The 17,861-nt window shown below is 64.3% G+C and carries 14 protein-coding genes; 9 read left to right on the top strand and 5 right to left on the bottom strand.

Features of this window, described 5'->3' with window-relative positions:
• Positions 1-8 precede the first annotated feature (8 nt).
• The 4 genes from EN851_RS29295 to EN851_RS29280 all read right to left on the bottom strand — a co-directional run bounded on the left by EN851_RS29295 (position 9) and on the right by EN851_RS29280 (position 4,126).
• Positions 9-716 carry an SDR family NAD(P)-dependent oxidoreductase gene (locus EN851_RS29295; RefSeq protein WP_127275818.1) on the bottom strand — a complete coding sequence of 236 codons (708 nt, stop codon included), beginning with the start codon at positions 714-716 and terminating at the stop codon, positions 9-11.
• A 235-nt stretch (positions 717-951) separates the two neighbouring features.
• On the bottom strand, positions 952-2,532 hold the full coding sequence (locus EN851_RS29290) for a 5-guanidino-2-oxopentanoate decarboxylase (protein WP_135930571.1): 1,581 nt from the start codon (positions 2,530-2,532) through the stop codon (positions 952-954).
• Between the two features lie 80 nt (positions 2,533-2,612).
• Positions 2,613-3,257 carry a TetR family transcriptional regulator C-terminal domain-containing protein gene (locus tag EN851_RS29285; RefSeq protein ID WP_167531483.1) on the bottom strand — a complete coding sequence of 215 codons (645 nt, stop codon included), beginning with the start codon at positions 3,255-3,257 and terminating at the stop codon, positions 2,613-2,615.
• On the bottom strand, positions 3,254-4,126 hold the full coding sequence (locus tag EN851_RS29280; protein WP_135883720.1) for a dimethylarginine dimethylaminohydrolase family protein: 873 nt from the start codon (positions 4,124-4,126) through the stop codon (positions 3,254-3,256). The genes EN851_RS29285 and EN851_RS29280 overlap by 4 nt, the downstream gene beginning before the upstream one ends.
• Before the next feature lie 213 nt (positions 4,127-4,339).
• Between EN851_RS29280 and EN851_RS29275 the strand changes: the two genes are divergently transcribed.
• The 6 genes from EN851_RS29275 to EN851_RS29250 all read left to right on the top strand — a co-directional run bounded on the left by EN851_RS29275 (position 4,340) and on the right by EN851_RS29250 (position 10,180).
• Positions 4,340-5,155 carry an ABC transporter ATP-binding protein gene (locus EN851_RS29275; RefSeq protein WP_135862403.1) on the top strand — a complete coding sequence of 272 codons (816 nt, stop codon included), beginning with the start codon at positions 4,340-4,342 and terminating at the stop codon, positions 5,153-5,155.
• Between the two features lie 56 nt (positions 5,156-5,211).
• Positions 5,212-6,009, top strand: coding sequence for a transporter substrate-binding domain-containing protein (locus tag EN851_RS29270; protein WP_127275823.1), 798 nt, complete (start codon positions 5,212-5,214; stop codon positions 6,007-6,009).
• Positions 6,010-6,213: 204 nt separating this feature from the next.
• Positions 6,214-6,879 carry an ABC transporter permease gene (locus EN851_RS29265; RefSeq protein ID WP_127275827.1) on the top strand — a complete coding sequence of 222 codons (666 nt, stop codon included), beginning with the start codon at positions 6,214-6,216 and terminating at the stop codon, positions 6,877-6,879.
• A complete protein-coding gene (locus EN851_RS29260; protein ID WP_127275824.1) occupies positions 6,879-7,688 on the top strand; it encodes an ABC transporter permease in 810 nt (269 codons plus the stop codon). The genes EN851_RS29265 and EN851_RS29260 overlap by 1 nt, the downstream gene beginning before the upstream one ends.
• A gap of 128 nt (positions 7,689-7,816) precedes the next feature.
• Positions 7,817-8,818, top strand: a complete 1,002-nt coding sequence (locus EN851_RS29255; protein ID WP_135930570.1) for an Ldh family oxidoreductase — start codon at positions 7,817-7,819, stop codon at positions 8,816-8,818.
• 384 nt (positions 8,819-9,202) lie between these two features.
• On the top strand, positions 9,203-10,180 hold the full coding sequence (locus tag EN851_RS29250) for a complex I NDUFA9 subunit family protein (protein WP_135930569.1): 978 nt from the start codon (positions 9,203-9,205) through the stop codon (positions 10,178-10,180).
• 86 nt (positions 10,181-10,266) lie between these two features.
• Here EN851_RS29250 and EN851_RS29245 read toward each other — a convergent pair whose 3' ends face one another.
• The gene (locus EN851_RS29245) at positions 10,267-11,634 is read right to left on the bottom strand and encodes a cytochrome P450 (protein WP_127872945.1); all 1,368 of its coding nucleotides are present in this window, start codon (positions 11,632-11,634) and stop codon (positions 10,267-10,269) included.
• A gap of 210 nt (positions 11,635-11,844) precedes the next feature.
• Here EN851_RS29245 and EN851_RS29240 point away from each other — a divergent pair, with 210 nt between their 5' ends.
• The 3 genes from EN851_RS29240 to gyrB all read left to right on the top strand — a co-directional run bounded on the left by EN851_RS29240 (position 11,845) and on the right by gyrB (position 17,744).
• Positions 11,845-12,414 (top strand): NADPH-dependent FMN reductase, encoded by a 570-nt coding sequence (locus EN851_RS29240; RefSeq protein ID WP_135930568.1) that lies wholly within the window; start codon positions 11,845-11,847, stop codon positions 12,412-12,414.
• An 82-nt stretch (positions 12,415-12,496) separates the two neighbouring features.
• Positions 12,497-15,127, top strand: a complete 2,631-nt coding sequence (locus EN851_RS29235; RefSeq protein WP_189521953.1) for a caspase family protein — start codon at positions 12,497-12,499, stop codon at positions 15,125-15,127.
• A 145-nt stretch (positions 15,128-15,272) separates the two neighbouring features.
• Positions 15,273-17,744: a DNA topoisomerase (ATP-hydrolyzing) subunit B gene (gene gyrB, locus EN851_RS29230; RefSeq protein ID WP_135862417.1), complete on the top strand. Its 2,472-nt coding sequence runs from the start codon at positions 15,273-15,275 to the stop codon at positions 17,742-17,744.
• Positions 17,745-17,861 lie beyond the last annotated feature (117 nt).

Below are 17,861 nucleotides of genomic sequence, written 5' to 3'. Positions count from 1 at the left end.
CTTGAAGTTCAGGCCCTGCCGTAGAGCGGCACCAGCGTTCCGCTCATTGCCCGGTTGGTGGGCGAGACGAGATAGGCGATTGATTCGGCCGCAGCTTCGAGGCTGACCCATTTGGTGAAATCGGCATCCGGCATGTCGGCGCGGTTCGCCGGCGTGTCGAGCGTCGAGGGGGCCACGGCATTGACCAGGATGCCATTGGCTTTGAGCTCTTCCGCCATGGCCACGGTCATGGCAGCGACCGCCGCCTTGCTGGCGGTGTAGGCGACCATCCCGGCGCCGCGCCGGGGGTCGAGCCCGGCGCGCGCGGTGACATTGACGATGCGGCCGGCAGAGCCCGACGCCAGCATCGAGCGGATAGCCGCACGGCTGCACAGGAAGGTGGTGCGGGCGTTGGTGTCCATCATCTCGGCGAAGGATGCCGATTCGATCTTTTCCACCGGTGCCATGGCAAAGCCGCCCGCCAGATGGATCGATCCCCACAAGGCAGGGACCTGAGAATAGAAGGCTTCGACCTTGGCGGAGTCCGACAGGTCGACATTGTGCGCCAGCTTCACATTGTCGTGCGCGGTGAAGGGGAAGTGCTGAGGTGCCGCAGCGTGCGCGTTCGGCACATGACAGATCGCGCCCTGCTCCAGCAGCCTGCCGACCACCGCCCCACCGAGCGCGCCGGTTCCACCGGTCACAACGATATGCCTGCCTTCAAGTGTTTCCGTCATCCTGGACCGCTCCTGTCATTTTTATGACTTTTGTCGTTGGTTAGCCGCGCCGACGCGAAGCGTCGCGCCTTTCAGTCGATCACTCAACCGATATCTCGACATGGCAGCCGTCACGTCTTTGCATGCGTCAGCGCACCGTCGAATAGCGAAGCCGCCCGGAAGCGCCTCATGCCTTCCAAGACCAAGCCGGCAAATGGTCCGCTTCCGGTCGGGGACCAAGGCCGGCCTGGATGGTTCAAACGACCGTGATTTCGATGACACGTGGCAGTCCCGTTGCCCGGGCGTGCCTCAACGCCTGTGGCAAGGCGTCGATGTCGGCCAGCCTTTCGGCTGATATGCCATAGGCTTCGGCAAGCTTGCAGAAATCCGGCGGCGCCGGCGACACGCCGACAGGTTCCACGCCGACATCGAGCATCGAGGTCTCGATCTCGCGATAGCCCCTGTTGTTCCAGACGACGAAGATGACGGGCGCTTCGGAATCCAGCGCTACGGCTATCTCCGGCAAGGTGAACTGGAAGCCGCCGTCGCCGGTCAGACAGACAACCGGGGCATCGGGCACGGCGAGTGCCGCGCCGATCGCCGCCGGAGGGCCATAGCCCAGCGCGCCGAAGCCGGTCGCGGCGTTGAACCAGCCGCCGGGCCGGTCGTGGTCGTAATAGAGGTTGGCGGCGTAAATCGGCTGGGTGGAGTCGCCGACGATGATGGCACCAGGCAAGGCATCGCGGATCATTTCCACGGCACGTACCTGCGCCGCATAGGCCGGACTCAACTCGGCAAAGGCGGCCTTTCGCCCCGCCGCGGCGCGGCCATGGCCGTCTTCGCCGGCGCTGTGGGCGGGATCGATCGCCGCAAGCAGGGCCTCGATCGCCACGGCGCAATCGGCCTGGATGGCGACCGTCACCGGGCGCCGCGCAAGCTGGTCGGCGCCGATGTCGATACGGATCAGGTTCGAAGGCAACACAAAGCCGCCGTCGCCATAGCCGTCATAGTCGGTCGGGCCGAATTCGGTGCCGGCGCCGATCACCAGATCGGCCTCGGCCATCAGCGCGCGAACCGCCTTCAGGCTCGGGCTTGCCGGCACGCAAAGCGGATGACCATGCATCAGGCCGCGTGCGTTGGTGGTCTCGACAACCGGCGCGCCCAGTCTTTCGGCAAGCCGCCGCAGTGGAGCTTCCGCCTTCCTGGCGCCGCCGCCGGCAAGGATCATCGGACGGCGCGCTACCTTGATTAGCTTCGCCGCCTCGGCAATTGCCCTGGCGTCCGGAGCGGGCGGGGCGGCATTGCTCAACGCAGCCGCAAGACCGTCGGCGGGCTTCACCATGACGTCGGTCGGAATTTCGATGTGCACCGGTCCTGGACGCGCGGACGAAAACAAGGCGAAGGCACGGGCGAGCGCACCCGGCAGTTCGGCGGCCTCGGTGATGCGCTCCGAGAACAGCGCCACCTTCTCCATCATGCCGCGCTGGTCGGGCAATTCATGCAGGAAGCCGAGCCCCTTGCCGAGCGTGTCGGTGGCGTTGACGCCAGAGATCACCAGCATCGGCACCGAATCGGCGCGCGCCTGGCCCATGGCGGTGATGGTGTTGGTCAACCCCGGCCCGGTGATGACGAAGGCGACGCCCGGCCTGCCGCTGGCGCGGGCGTAGCCGTCGGCCATGAAGCCGGCGCCCTGTTCGTGGCGCGGCGTGACATGGCGGATCCTAGACCTCGCCAGGCCGCGATAGAGCTCGACCGTATGGACGCCGGGGATGCCGAAGACGGTGTCGACGCCATGAGCCTCGAGTAGCGAAATGAGCGCTTCGCCGATGGTGGTCATTGCTTAACTCCCCTGTCTATTTGTTTCTTACGCAATTCCCAAGCGAAAGCGCTACGCGCTTTTCCCGGGAAAACCGCTTCTCATTTTTCCTGGAATTGCTTGAGCGGCGCGAGGCCGAGCTCGGCCTCGACAGCCTTGATGCCAATCGCCGCCAATTCGCCGGGCGAGAACATCTCGCCGGCCAGGCAGCCTTCGATCCAGAGCCCGTCGATGATCGCATTGATCGCGATGGCATGGTGGCGCAGCTCGCCTGCGTCCGGCTTGTGCTGTTCGGCGGCGAGCACTTCGGCCACGACCGCTTCCACCTCGTTGCGAAAGCCAAGGTAGCCGTCGCGGTGGGCGCGGGCCAAGGCAGGATCGGCACCGGCGCGGCCGAGGAAGGTTGCCCAGAGCGAAAACACCCGCGCGTCGATGATCGGCGCATTGAGGTTGGCGGTGACGAAGGCCGCGAGGCGTTGGCGCGGCGAGGCATCATCCATGACCAGTGCCGCTTTCGCCTGCTCGGTCATGCGGCCGACCAGCGCCGTATAGGCTTCCTGCAGCAATTCTTCCTTGCCCGGGAAATAATGCCGGATCAGCCCGGCGGTGACGCCGGCACGCAATGCGATGGTGCGCAAGGTGGCGCCCTGCAGGCCATATTCGGCCACGCTGTCCAAAGTCGCTTCAATCAGATCCTGCCGCCGCCGCCCCTCGCCCTCGCGACGGAACTTACGGCGCGCATTCATTGGCGCAGAATCGGTCGCGTCAGGCATGTCGGCCCGCCTTCGCAGGCGATGCAGAGCGCATCCGCCTCGAAGATTTCAACCGTGCAGCCGGCGGCTTCCATCGCGGCCTTGGTCCTGGGAAAGCCCGCGACCGCGATGACCTTGAGCGGGCTGGTCGGCAGTACGTTCAGGCTGAGGCCGTTGGAAGCGGCGAATTCTTCGGCGTCGCCTTCGACCAGCCGGATGCCGCGCGCCTTCAGCGTCTGGTAGAACGGGGCCGGCAAAAGCGGCGAATAGACCAAGGCGAGGTCGTCGGCCAGCGGGCTGATCACCGACATCAGATGCAGGCACGCTTCTTCGCCCTGCCACAGCGGCAGATCAAAGCCGTAGACGGAAATGCCCAACGGCGTCAGCAGGTTGGAAACCTGCTGGATGCCTTCCTGGTTGGAGCGGACACCGCGCCCGATCGCCAGCGTGCGGGCATCCACCCATACACAGTCGCCACCTTCGACCTGGCCGGGAGCCTCGACGCGGCCAAGGATCGGAATGCCCAGTCTTCTATAGGTTTCCTCATGCAGCGAGGGCTCGCTGGCGCGCAACGGCTTGCCCATGGACAGGATCAGCGCGCCGCGGTCGGTCATCAGCGAGGGGTCGTGCGTGAACACCGAATCCGAAAGTCCGTCGGCCCTGTCCTCGATCCATTCGATCTCGGCGCCGGAGGCCGCCACCAGTTCAGCAAGGACCGCGTGCTGCGAGGCTGCTTTCGCCGGGTTGAATCCCGGGCCATAGTGCCAGGCGGCCCTGTCGGCGTCACGCATGGCGTTGGCCGCCGACCGCATCAGCACGCGCCGCAGCGGCGCCGCCATGGACTGTGATCCGAAAGCGCTCATCGATGCCCTTTTTAAGCTGAAAAAAATCGGGAAAATTTCATGAGAGGTTATTTATACACTTGCACAACAAGGCCGCAAGTGCCGTAATGAGCGGGATTGACGGGCTCGCTCTGTTGGGTCCATGCTTGAAGTCTGGAGCGGGGCAGTACAGCGTATGTTGATTAGCCGGATAGACGTTCGACGAACCGCCTGCGGCCATATGGAGGTCTTTTGGTGAGCGCTGTGGCAGCTGCCAAAGTCCCATCAGGCGAGGTGCAGGACAGCGCCGCAGAAGCCATCCATGTCGAGAACCTGCACAAGAAATTCGGTCAACTGCATGTGCTGAAGGGCGTATCGCTGTCGGCGCGCGACGGCGAGGTCATCGCCATCATCGGCGGCTCGGGCTCGGGTAAATCGACGCTGCTGCGCTGCATCAACTGCCTGGAAAATCCGACCAGCGGCATCATCCGGGTCAATGGCGAGGAGATCAAGCTCAAGGCGGACAGCCACGGCCACACCATTCCGGCCGACCGCAGGCAGATCGAACGCATCCGCTCCAAGCTCGGCATGGTGTTCCAGAACTTCAACCTGTGGAGCCATATGACGCTGATCGAAAATGTCATCGAGGTTCCCGTGCACGTGCTGGGCGTCAAGCGCGACCAGGCAATCGCCCAGGCCGAAAAGCTGTTGGCGCGCGTCGGGCTCGCCGAGAAACGCGATGTCTATCCGGCATATCTCTCCGGTGGCCAGCAGCAGCGCGCCGCGATCGCTCGCGCCTTGGCCATCAATCCGCGCGTCATGCTGTTCGACGAACCGACCTCGGCCCTCGACCCCGAACTGGTCGGCGAAGTGCTGAAGGTGATCGGCGATCTGGCGCGCGAAGGCCGCACCATGGTGCTGGTCACCCATGAAATGAAATTCGCCCGCGAGGTCGCGACGCACGTCGTCTATCTCTACAACGGGCTGGTCGAGGAAGAGGGCCCGCCGGAGCAGATCTTCGGGGCGCCAAAATCCGAAAGGCTGAAGCAGTTCATCCGCAACATCGGCTAGGGACAGGCCGGGACGGAAGAAAAACCGGGAACCAACAACAAACTGGGAGTTCTGAAATGAAGACTGTTCTGAATACATTGGCCGCGGCACTGCTGCTCGGCGTCGCCGCCATGGGCGTGGCCAAGGCCGATCCGGTCAAGATCGGCGTCGCCGCCGAACCCTACGCGCCCTTCACCTCGCCCGATGCTTCGGGCAAATGGGTCGGCTGGGAAATCGACTTCATCGACGCCGTGTGCGCCGAGGAAAAGCTCGACTGCGTCATCACCCCTGTCGCCTGGGACGGCATCATCCCTGCGCTGACCACCAAGAAGATCGACCTTATCGTCTCGTCGATGTCGATCACCGACGAACGCAAGAAGACCATCGACTTCTCCGACAAGTACTACAACACGCCGACCGCGATCATCGGCCCCAAGGACCAGAAATTCGGCGCCACGCCCGACGATCTCAAGGGCAAGGTCCTCGGCGTCCAGGTGTCGACGGTGCATGCCGTCTACGCCAAGAAGCACTTCGGCCCGACCGCATCCGAGATCAAGGAATACCAGACGCAGGACGAAGCCAACAATGACCTTGCCGCCGGCCGCCTCGACGCGGTGCAGGCCGATTCCATCGCGCTCAAGGAGTTCCTCAAGACCGATCAGGGCAAGGCCTGCTGCGATCTCAAGGGCATGGTGGCCCCTGACGACGAGGTGCTCGGACCGGGCGTCGGCGCCGGCGTGCGCAAGGAAGACACCGATCTGAAAGAGAAGATCAACGCCGGCATCAAGGCGATCCGCGCCAACGGCAAATATGACGAAATCTCGAAGAAATACTTCGATTTCGACATTTACGGCGGCGCCACGCAGTCGAACTGACGACCCTCGCATGGCTGGAGGACAGGGCGCTGACGCTCCCGTCCTCCAGCCGGCCTGTCCACGCATGCTCGCCGCCGGCCGCAGGTGCCGGCGGATCGAGCCAGCAATCCGGGGGCGACGCTGATCGAATCCTTTCTTCCGGCCTCCGCGGCCGGCATCGTCGAACTTCTCTCGCCCGCGCCCGTCGGCTGGGGCGGGACGCTCCTGGTCGGGCTCCTGCATTCGCTGGAGATCGCCGTCGGCGCCACCATCGTCGGCCTGCTGATTGGAACCTGGGGCGCCTATGGCAAGCTCTACGGCGGACCGGTGGTGCGCGACCTGTTCGCGGTCTACACGACCGTGGTGCGCGCCGTGCCGGAACTGGTGCTGATCCTGCTGCTCTACTATGCCGGCACCGACCTGATAAACCAGGTGCTGGCCGCCATGGGCTACCAGCGTGTCGACATAAGCGGGCTGGTGGCTGGCATCGCCGTGCTCGGCTTCGTCCAAGGCGCCTATTCGACGGAAGTCATCCGCGGCGCGATCCTCGCCATTCCGCAGGGCCAGATCGAAGCCGCCCGCGCCTTCGGCATGTCTCCCGGCCTTCTGTTGCGGCGCATCACGCTGCCGGCGATGTTGCCTTTCGCCATTCCGGGCCTCGCCAATCTGTGGCTGATCGCCACCAAGGACACTGCTCTGCTGGCCGTCGTCGGCTTCTTCGAACTGACGCTGGCGACACGACAGGCGGCGGGCGTCACCAAGGCCTATCTGATTTTCTTCCTCGCCGCCGGCGTACTCTATCTCTGCGTGACGCTGGTTTCGAACTTCCTGCTTGGCCGCGCCGAGAAATGGGCGCGGCGCGGCATGCCTTCGATCAAGGAGGCCCGTTGATGACCGGTGAAACAGTCATCATCGATACGGCGGCGCGCGCTTCGCTCTGGCTGCAGCCGCATCGCATCGTGCTGATTCTCATCGCGGTGGGGCTGGTGGCGTCGGCTGCCTTCTTCATGCGCTGGGACTGGCTGCCGCAATATTGGGAAATGGGCCTGATGGGCATCTGGCGTGCCCTGTGGATCCTGGCCGTCACCTGCGCGCTCGGCTTCATGATCGCCGTGCCGGTCGGGCTGGCGCAGGCGGCCGGCTCGATCTGGGTCGCGGCACCGGCGAAAGTCTTCTGCACCATCATTCGCGGCACGCCGCTGCTTCTGCAGCTATGGTTGCTTTATTACGGGCTGGGCTCGCTGTTCCCGCAATATCCATGGATCCGCGAATCCTGGATGTGGCCCTATCTCAGGCAGGCATGGCCATACGGCGTGCTGGCGCTGACCTTGTCCTTCGCCGGTTACGAGGGCGAGGTGATGCGCGGCGCCTTTGCCGGCGTGCCCAAGGGGCAGCTGGAAGCGGCCCGCGCCTTCGGCATGAGCCGCTGGAAGATTTTCCGCCGAATCTGGCTGCCACAAGCCTTCTACCGGGCGCTGCCGACGCTGACCGGCGAGACCGTGCTGCAGCTGAAATCGACGCCGCTGGTGGCGACGATCAGCGTGATCGACATCTTCGCGGTCTCGTCCAAGGTGCGGCAGGACACCTACCTCACCTACGAGCCCCTGCTGCTCTTGGCGTTGATCTATATGGCGATCACCGGCATTCTGGTCTTCGCCTTCAGCCGGATCGAGGCGCGGATCCCGGTCAAGATAGGTTAGGGGAGTAGGGGAGTAGGGGAGTAGGGGAGTAGGGGAGTAGCCAGCCACTTCCGCATTCACATTTCCACCCCCGTTCGCTATTCACGGCGCACAATTCCCTACTCACTTACTCCTTTAGGACCGTCACGATGCAACTCAGTCTCGACCAGGCAAAAGGACTGTGCCGGATGGCGGCACTTGGCGCCGGCGCCAATGAGGAAGCGGCGCAATCGCTCGCCGCCTCGATCATCGCCGCCGAAGCGGAAGGACTTGCAGCCGTCGGGCTGTCGCATTTCATCGATTACCTCGAAGCGCTCGAGGCCGGGCGCATCGACGGCAATGCCGATCCGGTGATCACCCGGCCGGCACTGGCCGTCTATCTCTCGGACGCACGCGGCGGGCTGGCGCATACCGGCTTCGACCGCACCATCGACGACCTCGCCAAGGCGGCAAGACTGTTCGGCGTCGCCATCTTCTCGCAGAAGAACGCCTATACGTGTGGGGCGCTCGGCTACTTTACCGGCCGGCTGGCGGCGCAGGGGCTGGTGTCCTTTGCCGCCACCAATGGACCGGCCGTCCTGGCCGGCTCGGGCTCGGTCAAGCCGGTCTACTGCACCAATCCGATGTCGTTCGCCGCGCCCGCCGCCGACGGCGCGCCGCTGGTCATCGACCAGTCGTCGAGCGCGACCGCTTTCGTCAACATCCGCAAGGCCGCGGAAGACGGCAAGAAGATCCCCGAAGGCTGGGCGCTGGACGCCAGCGGCAATTCGACGACCGATCCAGCCGCCGCCATGAAGGGTGCCATGCTTGCCTTTGGCGGCCAGCGCGGCGCCAACATCGCCCTGATGGTCGAGGTGCTGGCGGCGGGCCTGTCGGGCGCCAACTGGTCGCTCGACGCGCCGTGGTTCAGCGGCGGCTCCGACAGTCCGGGAACCGGCCTGTTCGTGCTCGCGGTCGAGCCCAAGCTGCTCGATCCGGATTTCGAGCAGCGCATGAAAGGCCAGCTCGACCGGCTGCGCCGGCGCTATGGCGTGCATGTGCCCGGCCGTGCCCGGGCCGAAGCGGCGGAGAAGGCGCAGGCGCGCGGCATCACCGCGCCCAAGGCAGTGATCCAGCGCATCTCCGAATTCGCCGAGCGCTATTCGGCCTGAAGAAATCGGCGAATTTTTTCCCGCGCCTCGGTGAACCTTCCCGCGCGTCCCGACGACGAATAGCTATCCGGGTCGGGTTTGCCCGGTCGGTGTCTTCTGTCGGATGCGTCCAGGGCCGAGGCGGGCGTACTTGCTTCACGCCCATGCTGATACCGTCTCAGGTCAGGCCGCCTCGTTGGCCCTGGTTTCGACACGAAACTCACCCGGAAAACCCCGCTTCGGCGGGGTTTTCTGCGTTTGTCGTTCGATCCTGCGCCTCGGCAAGGCGTTCTGACACGCCCGAAAGAAGGGCGGCAGCGACGACGCGTCACCCTTTGCCTTTGGCGCAAAACGGACTATGAAACGGCTCAGCCAAGCCATCTGGAACGCGCGCCGGAGCCCGTCATGACCGAAATCCTGCAGACCCCAAAGCTTGTCGTCGTCTTTGGCGGGTCAGGCTTTGTCGGCCGCCATGTCGTGCGGGCGCTGGCCAAGCGCGGCTATCGCATCCGGGTCGCCTGCCGGAGGCCCGATCTTGCCGGCCATCTGCAGCCGCTCGGCAATGTCGGCCAGATCCAGCCGGTGCAGGCCAATGTGCGCGTGCGCTGGTCGGTCGACCGCGCCGTGCAAGGTGCCGACCACGTCGTCAATCTCGTCGCCATCCTGCATGAGAGCGGCCGGCAGAAATTCTCCGCCGTACATGAATTCGGTGCTCGCGCGATCGCCGAAGCCGCCCGCTCCGTCGGCGCCGGGCTTACCCATATTTCGGCGCTCGGCGCCGATCTGGACTCCGAATCGGATTATGCGCGCACCAAGGCGCTGGGCGAGAAGGCGGTGCTGGAGACGATCGCCGATGCCGTGATTTTCCGGCCGTCGATCAATTTCGGGCCGGAAGACAGCTTCTTCAACCGTTTCGCCAATATGGCGCGTTATTCTCCGGTGCTGCCGCTGATCGGCGGCGGCCACACCAAGTTCCAGCCGGTCTATGTCGGCGACGTCGCCGAGGCGGTGGCGCGCTCGGTCGACGGCAAGATCGATGGCGGCCAAGTCTACGAGCTTGGCGGCCCCAACGTGCTCACTTTCAAGGAGTGCATGCAGGAACTGCTCACCGTGATCGAGCGCAAGCGCATGCTGGTGCCGGTGCCGTGGTGGGTGGCAAACATCCAGGCCTCGATCCTCGGGCTCCTGCCCAATCCGCTGCTGACCAAGGACCAGGTGATGCAGTTGCGCGAGCACAACATCGTTTCGGACGAAGCCGCCAAGGCGAACCGGACACTGGCGGGGCTCGGCATCCAGCCGCAATCGATCGCGACGATCCTGCCCAGCTACCTCTGGCGCTTCCGCGCCGCCGGCCAGTTCCAGCAGCGCAAACCAGCCGTATAAGTGAGTGCAGTAGGCCAAAGGCGTGTTGGGATTCAGGTCAGGCCGAGTCGAGAACGCAGGCGGGCATCACCTGAATATCGGCACACCTAGCGAGGCGTGACCTGCATCGGCAGACCGCCTTGCGGCTGCGTGGTCAATTTCTGCACCGGCCAGGGTTTTGTGTCGGCCGTCGTGTCGAAGCGGAAGCGGGACAAAAGTACGGCGAGCGCGATGATCGCCTCCTGCATGGCGAAGCTGGCGCCGATGCAGACGCGCGGACCCGCGCCGAAGGGCAGATACTGGAAACGATCGATCTTTTCACGGTTCCCCGGGTGGAAGCGTTCGGGCAGGAAGGCGTCAGGCCTGTCCCACAGCTTCCTGTGGCGGTGGACGACCCACGGCATCACCAGCACGGCGGCGTACTTGGGGATGTAGAGATCCTTCCACATTTCGGGCTCGATTGGCTCGCGATTGATCGACGGCGCCGGCGGATAGAGCCGCAGCGCCTCGTCGAAGGCGGCGCGGGTCAGCGGCATGGCGTCGAGCCACTTCGTCGGATCGGGCTCGCGCGCCAGCACCTGGTCGATCTCCCGTTCGATCCGGTCACGCTCCCAGGGCGATTCGGCCAGGCAATACAGCGTCCAGCCGAGCGCGCGCGCCGTCGTCTCGTGGCCGGCGCCGATGAAGGTGATGATGTTGTCCTCGACTTCCGAGCGCGTCAGTCCGTCGGGGCCTTCGGCCTTGAGCAGCAGCGTCAGGAAATCCTGGGGCACGGCATCGGGATCGCGCCTGAACTTTTCTTCGCGCATCCTGACCGTGTCGGTCACGATCTTGCGGAAATAGGCCATCGTCTTGCGGCCGCGGATGCGGGTCAGCCGCGGCAGCCAGTCGGGGGCGCGCAACAGGTCGAGCGGATCGACGCGGCCCATGGTTTCGAACAGGCGATCGATCTCGTTTTCGAAACTGCCCGGCTCGCCCGCGATCTCACCGGAAAACAGCGTCTCGGCCAGGATGTCGTAGGTGAGCAGCGTCATGTCTTGGGCGATATCGGACGTGCCGCCCGCCTCGTAACGGGTGACAAACTCCAGCGTGCGTTTCAGCATCGGCTGTGCGAAGCCGAAAATGTGGCGCGGCGTGAACACCGGCGCCATTGCCTTGCGCGACCGCTTCCACACCTCGCCCTCGGCGGTCAGCAAGCCGTCGCGCAGGATTGGCCTCAGGATCTTCTGGCGCACCGTCGCCATCTTGTAGTTCTTGGCGTTGTCGACCAGCACATGGCGGATCAGTCCGGGATCATTGGCGATGACCAGCGGCCCACCGGCGCCCTTGGCCGAAATCCAGGGTTCGTTGTAGGTCGGCTCGCCCCAGAGTTCGAGCGGATTGCGATAGACGATGCGGATCATCTCCAGCGTCGAAGGCGGCGATGTGCGCGGCTTCGGGGCGGGAGGAACGAAGGGGGCGGGCTGAGTATCCATGAAGTGCTCCGCTGCTCCCATCAATGTAGTGGCTGGCACACCAGGCGTCCATGTGACCGAACGGCAGACCGGACCGTGGCGGAAGGAACACCAGGGCGGACGGTCTGTTCATCCGATCGTGACCGTTCCGCCAGGGTTCCATCTTGTCCGCTGGAACGCTCTGCCGTAGTGACGGTCACCAACGGATACCGCCCGACAAAGGAGCCTGCCTTGAAGCACCAGTTGAATATCATCATCGGCAGCACGCGGCCCGGCCGCGCCGGTCCGGTTTTTGCCGAGTGGCTGGAGACGTTCGCGCGCGAGCACGGAAAATTCGAGCCAGTGCTGACCGACATCGCCGCCTTCAACCTGCCGGTGCTGGACGAACCGCATCATCCAAGGCTCGGCAACTATCAGAACGACCACACCAAGGCCTGGTCGAAGGCGATCCACGCCGCCGACGCCTTTGTCTTCGTGGCGCCGGAATACAACTATTTCGCGGCACCCGCGATCGTCAACGCGATCGACTATCTCGCCCGCGAATGGAAATACAAGCCCGCCGCCATCTTCAGCTATGGCGGCGTCTCCGGCGGCCTGCGCGCGGCGCAGGCGCTGAAGCCGCTGCTGACCGCTGTCGGGATCATGCCGATCCCGGAAGGCGTCGCGCTGCCGCTGTACCAGAAACTGCTCGACGAGAACGGCGCCTTCGATGCCAGCGAGCAGGTGCGGGGCGGGAGCAAGACCATGCTGGACGAACTGTCGCGCTGGAGCGAGGCGTTGAAACCAATGCGCGCAGCCTGAAAGAGCCGCTCTCAACCCGGCTTGCTCGTGCCATAAAGAGATGGAATGGTCGCCAAATGACTGAGCCGGGGGGCGGTTCGACTTGCGGTTGCTGTTTGCCTTGCTGCTGGTGCTTGCGACCACCGCTATCGCGGTGGCGGAGCGGCGCGTGGCATTGGTCATGGCCGATGACGACTACCGGCTGGTCCGGCCGCTGGCCAACCCCATCCATGACGGCGAAGCGATGGAAGCGGCGCTGAAGAAACTTGGTTTCGACGTGGTGCTCGAAACCAACCGCGATCTCAGGCGCATGCGCCGCGCGCTCGACGATTTCCGCCAAGACGCCAAGGGCGCAGACGTTGCGCTGGTGTATTTCTCAGGCCATGGCGTCGAAATATCGGGCGACAACCGGCTGCTGCCGGTCGATGCCGATGCGTCCTCGCTCGATGCGCTGGACAAGACCAGCCTGCCGCTGGAAGAGGTGCGCGACGCGGTCGCGGCCACCGCGAAAGTCGGGCTGATCGTGCTCGACGCCTGCCGCAGCGATCCGTTCTCGGGGAGCGGCGGCGACGGGCGCGGCGCGACCTCGCTGGCCAAGGATGTCGCCGACAAGGTCACGCCGGGTCTTGGCCGCATCGGGCGGGCGGAAAACATCCTGTTCGCTTTTTCGGCCGCACCCGGCGAGACGGCCGCCGATGGCACCGGCCAGAACTCGCCCTTCACCACGGCGCTGGCCAAATATCTCGGCACGGACGGGCTCGAAATCCGATCGGTGCTGACGCTGGTGCAACAGGAGGTCTACGACCTGTCGCGCGGCAGGCAACTGCCCTATGTCGAGAGCGGCCTGCCGAAGCTGTTTTTCGCCGCCGCGGCCAAGGGGCAGTTGCCGGAGCGCGAACGGCTGCTGCTGGCCATGGCCGACGTGACGCCGGACATGCGCGGCGAGGTCGAGCGGATCGCCAGCGACGCCGACATGCCGTTGGCGCCGCTCTATGGGGCGTTGATCAGCGCCGACACCAGCCATTTGTCGGCCGAGAGCCTGAATGCCCGGCTGCGCGAGGCGGCCGACGCCTTCGTCAAGGTACGCGCCGAGATGAAGACGCTGGCCGCCGACGATCCGCGTGTGACGGAACTGCGCCGTCAGGCCGAGGAGCAGTTGGCCCTGGGCGCCTTCGGCGCGGCACAGGCGAAGCTGGCCGAGGCGGTCGATATCGACGAGGTGTCGCGCAAGGCGCTGAAGGTGAATTTCGCCGACCGGACGCTGTCGCAGGCCGCGACGCTGTTCCTGTCGGCGGGAGCGGCGCGCGCCGACCTCAACTATGCGGCGGCCATCAAGGGCTATGAAACCGTGCTGTCGCTGTATGGCGAGGCCGGGCAGACCTCGCTCAGCCTGGAACAGGCCGACCGTCAGAGCCGCACGCTGGAGGAACTCGGTATTCTTTATACGACGGTGGGCAATGTCGACGCGGCCGGCCGGGCCTTCGCCGCGCTGTTGGCCGATCTCGAGCAGCGGTCGCGTCAGGAAACCGATCCCAGCGTCAAGCGCGATCTCGCCATCAGCCATATTAAGCTCGCCAACACTGAGGTGGCGCAAGGCAACCTGCCGAGCTCGCTCGAAAACTATGAGGCGGCCAGGGGCATGCTGCAGGAGTTGACCGCAAGCGTGCCGGACAAGAAAGACTGGCTCGGTGATCTTGCCATGGCCAATGACAAGATCGGCAACGTCCTGGCGACACAAGGCCATGTGGCCGCGGCGGCCCAGGCCTATCAACAAAGCCTGTCGATCAAGCAGAAATTGGCCGACGCCGAGCCGAACAGCGCCTATCTGCTGCGCGACCTGACCATAACCTATGACGAAATCGGCGACCTTGCCCGTACCGCCGGCCAGTTGGACAGCGCCCAGACGGCGTTCGAGGAGAGCCTGAGAATCCGGCAGGCGCTGGCCGAGAACAAACCCGACGACCTTGAGCGCCAGCGCGCGGTCTCCGTAAGCCACGAGAGGATCGGTGACGTGCTGCGCGAGCGTGGCGCCGCCGCCGATGCGCTCGTGGCCTACAACAAGAGCCAGGCGATCGCCGAAGACCTGGTGCGCCGCGACCCTAACGATACCGACTTGAAGCGCGACCTGTCGATCAGCTACGCCAAGATCGGCAACGCGCTCAACGACCAGGAGAGCTGGCCGGCAGCGCTGGCTTCCTATCAACAAGCGCTGGCTGTAGCGCGTGAACTTGCCGCGAGCGACCCAGGCAACACCGACTGGCAGCGCGACCTTTCGGTCTGTCTGGAAAAGGTTGCCGGTGTGCTTGATGCCCAGGGCAATGTCAGCGACGCACTGCGAAACTACCAGGACAGTCTTGCCATTGCCGACCGGCTGGCCAAGCTCGACCCGGGCAATTCCGACTGGCAACGCGACCTGTCGATCACATTCTCGGAAATCGGCATGCTGGAGACCAAGCAGCGGCATTTCGAGGGTTCCAGGAAGGCCTTCGAAGCCAGCCTCGGCATCCGCCAGAAACTGGCTCAATCCGATCCGAACAATGCGCTTTGGCAATTTGATCTGGTTCAGGCCTACATCAACTATGCGTATGTGGCCAAGGATCCGAAGGCGGTGCTGACCAAGGCGCTGAACCTGACGCTGGAGCTAGACCGCTCGGGCCGGCTGGCGCCGAGGGACAAATCCACGATCAAATATTTGCGCGGCCTTCTCGCTAAATTCAACGCCCGAAAAAAATAGCCGGCTGGCGGCCCGGCATTTGAGCCGGAAATGCCTGCAAACCTTGGAAAAACCGCCTTTAGCGCCTATATCTAGTCGATATCAGAAGCGCGATTCGGGGCCGATTTTTCGCGCTGTACAAGCGGCATCTAGACAACAGGTTTTCATGAGCGACCAGACCGAGAACACCAACGGCGCTGAAGCCGAATACGGCGCCGATTCCATCAAGGTTTTGAAAGGGTTGGATGCTGTCCGCAAGCGGCCGGGCATGTATATCGGCGACACCGATGACGGCTCGGGCCTGCATCACATGGTCTACGAGGTGGTCGACAACGCCATCGACGAGGCGCTGGCCGGCCATGCCGACCTGGTTTCGGTGACGCTTAATCCCGATGGCTCGGTGACGGTTATCGACAATGGCCGTGGCATTCCGACCGACATTCACCCCAGCGAGGGCATTTCGGCGGCCGAAGTGATCATGACGCAGCTGCATGCCGGCGGAAAGTTCGACCAGAACTCCTACAAGGTTTCTGGCGGCCTGCATGGCGTCGGCGTCTCGGTCGTCAACGCGCTGTCGGCCTGGCTGAAGCTCAAGATCCGCCGCAACGGCCAGATCTTCGAAATGAGTTTCACCCATGGCGATGCCGACGCGCCGCTGAAGGCGACCGGCAGCTACGAGCAGGACAAGCGCCCGGGCACCAATGAGGGCCGCAGCGGCAGCGAGATCACCTTCTTTCCGTCCGCCGAGACCTTCACCATGGTCGAGTTCGACTTCGGCACGCTGGAGCACCGGCTGCGCGAACTCGCCTTCCTGAACTCCGGTGTGCGCATCGTGCTGACAGACGCCCGTCATGCGGACGTCGTGAGGCATGAACTGCACTATGACGGGGGCCTCGAAGAGTTCGTCAAATATCTCGACCGCGTCAAGAAACCGCTGATCGAGAAGCCAATCGCCATCAGGGCCGAGCGCGACGGCATCACCGTCGAAGTGGCGATGTGGTGGAACGACAGCTACCACGAGAATGTGCTGGCCTTCACCAACAACATTCCGCAGCGCGACGGCGGCACGCATCTGGCCGGTTTTCGCGGTGCGCTGACCCGCCAGATCACCGGCTATGGCGAATCCTCGGGCCTGACCAAGAAGGAAAAGGTCTCGCTGATCGGCGACGATTGCCGCGAAGGCCTGACGGCGGTGCTGTCGGTCAAGGTTCCCGATCCGAAATTCTCGTCGCAGACCAAGGACAAGCTGGTCTCGTCGGAAGTCCGTCCCGTGGTCGAAGGGCTGGTCAATGAAGCACTCGGCACGTGGCTTGAAGAGCATCCGACCGAGGGCAAGGTGGTCGTCGACAAGGTGATCCAGGCCGCGGCGGCGCGCGAAGCCGCGCGCAAGGCGCGCGACATCACCCGCAAGACCTCGCTTGGGGTCACCTCGCTGCCCGGCAAGCTGGCCGACTGCCAGGAACGCGACCCGGCGAAGTCCGAAATTTTCATCGTCGAGGGTGACTCGGCAGGCGGCTCCGCCAAGGGCGGCCGTTCGCGGCAGAACCAGGCGATCCTTCCCTTGCGCGGCAAGATCCTCAATGTCGAGCGGGCTCGCTTCGACCGCATGCTCTCGTCCGACATGATCGGCACACTGATCACCGCGCTCGGCACCTCGATCGGCAAGGACGAATTCAACGCCGACAAGCTGCGTTACCACAAGATCATCCTGATGACCGACGCCGACGTCGACGGCGCCCATATCAGGACCCTGCTGCTCACCTTCTTCTTCCGGCAGATGCCGGAGCTGATCGAGCGCGGCCATCTCTACATCGCCCAGCCGCCGCTCTACAAAGTGACGCGCGGCAAGAGCTCGCAATACATCAAGAATGAGAGCGCCTTCGAGGAATTCCTGATCGATTCAGGGTTGGAGGAGGCTTCGCTTACACTTGGCTCGGGGGAAGTGCGGACCGGACAGGATCTGCACGGCGCCGTTGCCGACGCGCTGGCCGTGCGCCAGCTCATCAACGGCTTGCACACGCGCTACAACCGCAACGTCGTCGAGCAGGCGGCGATCGCCGGCGGGCTCAATCCCGATGTCTTCGCCGATCTTGGCCGTGCCAACGCGATGGCGGAGCGGATCGCGCAACGCCTCGACATCATTGCCGAGGACACCGAGCGCGGCTGGACCGGCCGCATGTCGACGTCGAACGAGGGTATCGGCGGCTATGTCTTCGAACGCACCGTGCGCAGCGTGAAGGAATACGCCCATCTCGACATGGCGCTGATCAATTCCGCCGATGCACGCCAGCTCGACCGCTACGCCCAGCGCCTCAGCGAGATCTACGAGATGCCGCCGGTGCTGCGCCGCAAGGATGTGTCCGAAACTGTCTCGGGGCCGCTGGCGCTGCTCAACGCGGTCTTCGCGACCGGCCGCAAAGGACTGACCATGCAACGCTACAAGGGGCTCGGCGAGATGAATGCCGAGCAGTTGTGGGAGACCACGCTCGACCCGAATGTGCGCTCGCTGCTGCAGGTCAAGGTCAACGACGCGACCGACGCCGACAGCCTGTTCTCGCGGCTGATGGGCGACGAGGTGGAACCACGGCGCGAATTCATCCAGGACAACGCCCTGTCGGTCGCCAACCTGGATATTTGACCGACCGCCCATCGGCGCGCCAGGCAATTCCAGAAAGTGCGGAACGGTTTTCCGGGGAAAAGCGATAGCGCTTTCCCCTGGGGGACTTCGTCAAGACAACGAATAGAGCGGTTCCGC

Origin of the sequence: Mesorhizobium sp. M8A.F.Ca.ET.208.01.1.1 (assembly GCF_004791315.1) — a bacterium.
Lineage (GTDB): Bacteria > Pseudomonadota > Alphaproteobacteria > Rhizobiales > Rhizobiaceae > Mesorhizobium.
This window is presented reverse-complemented; position numbering and strand designations above follow the sequence as displayed.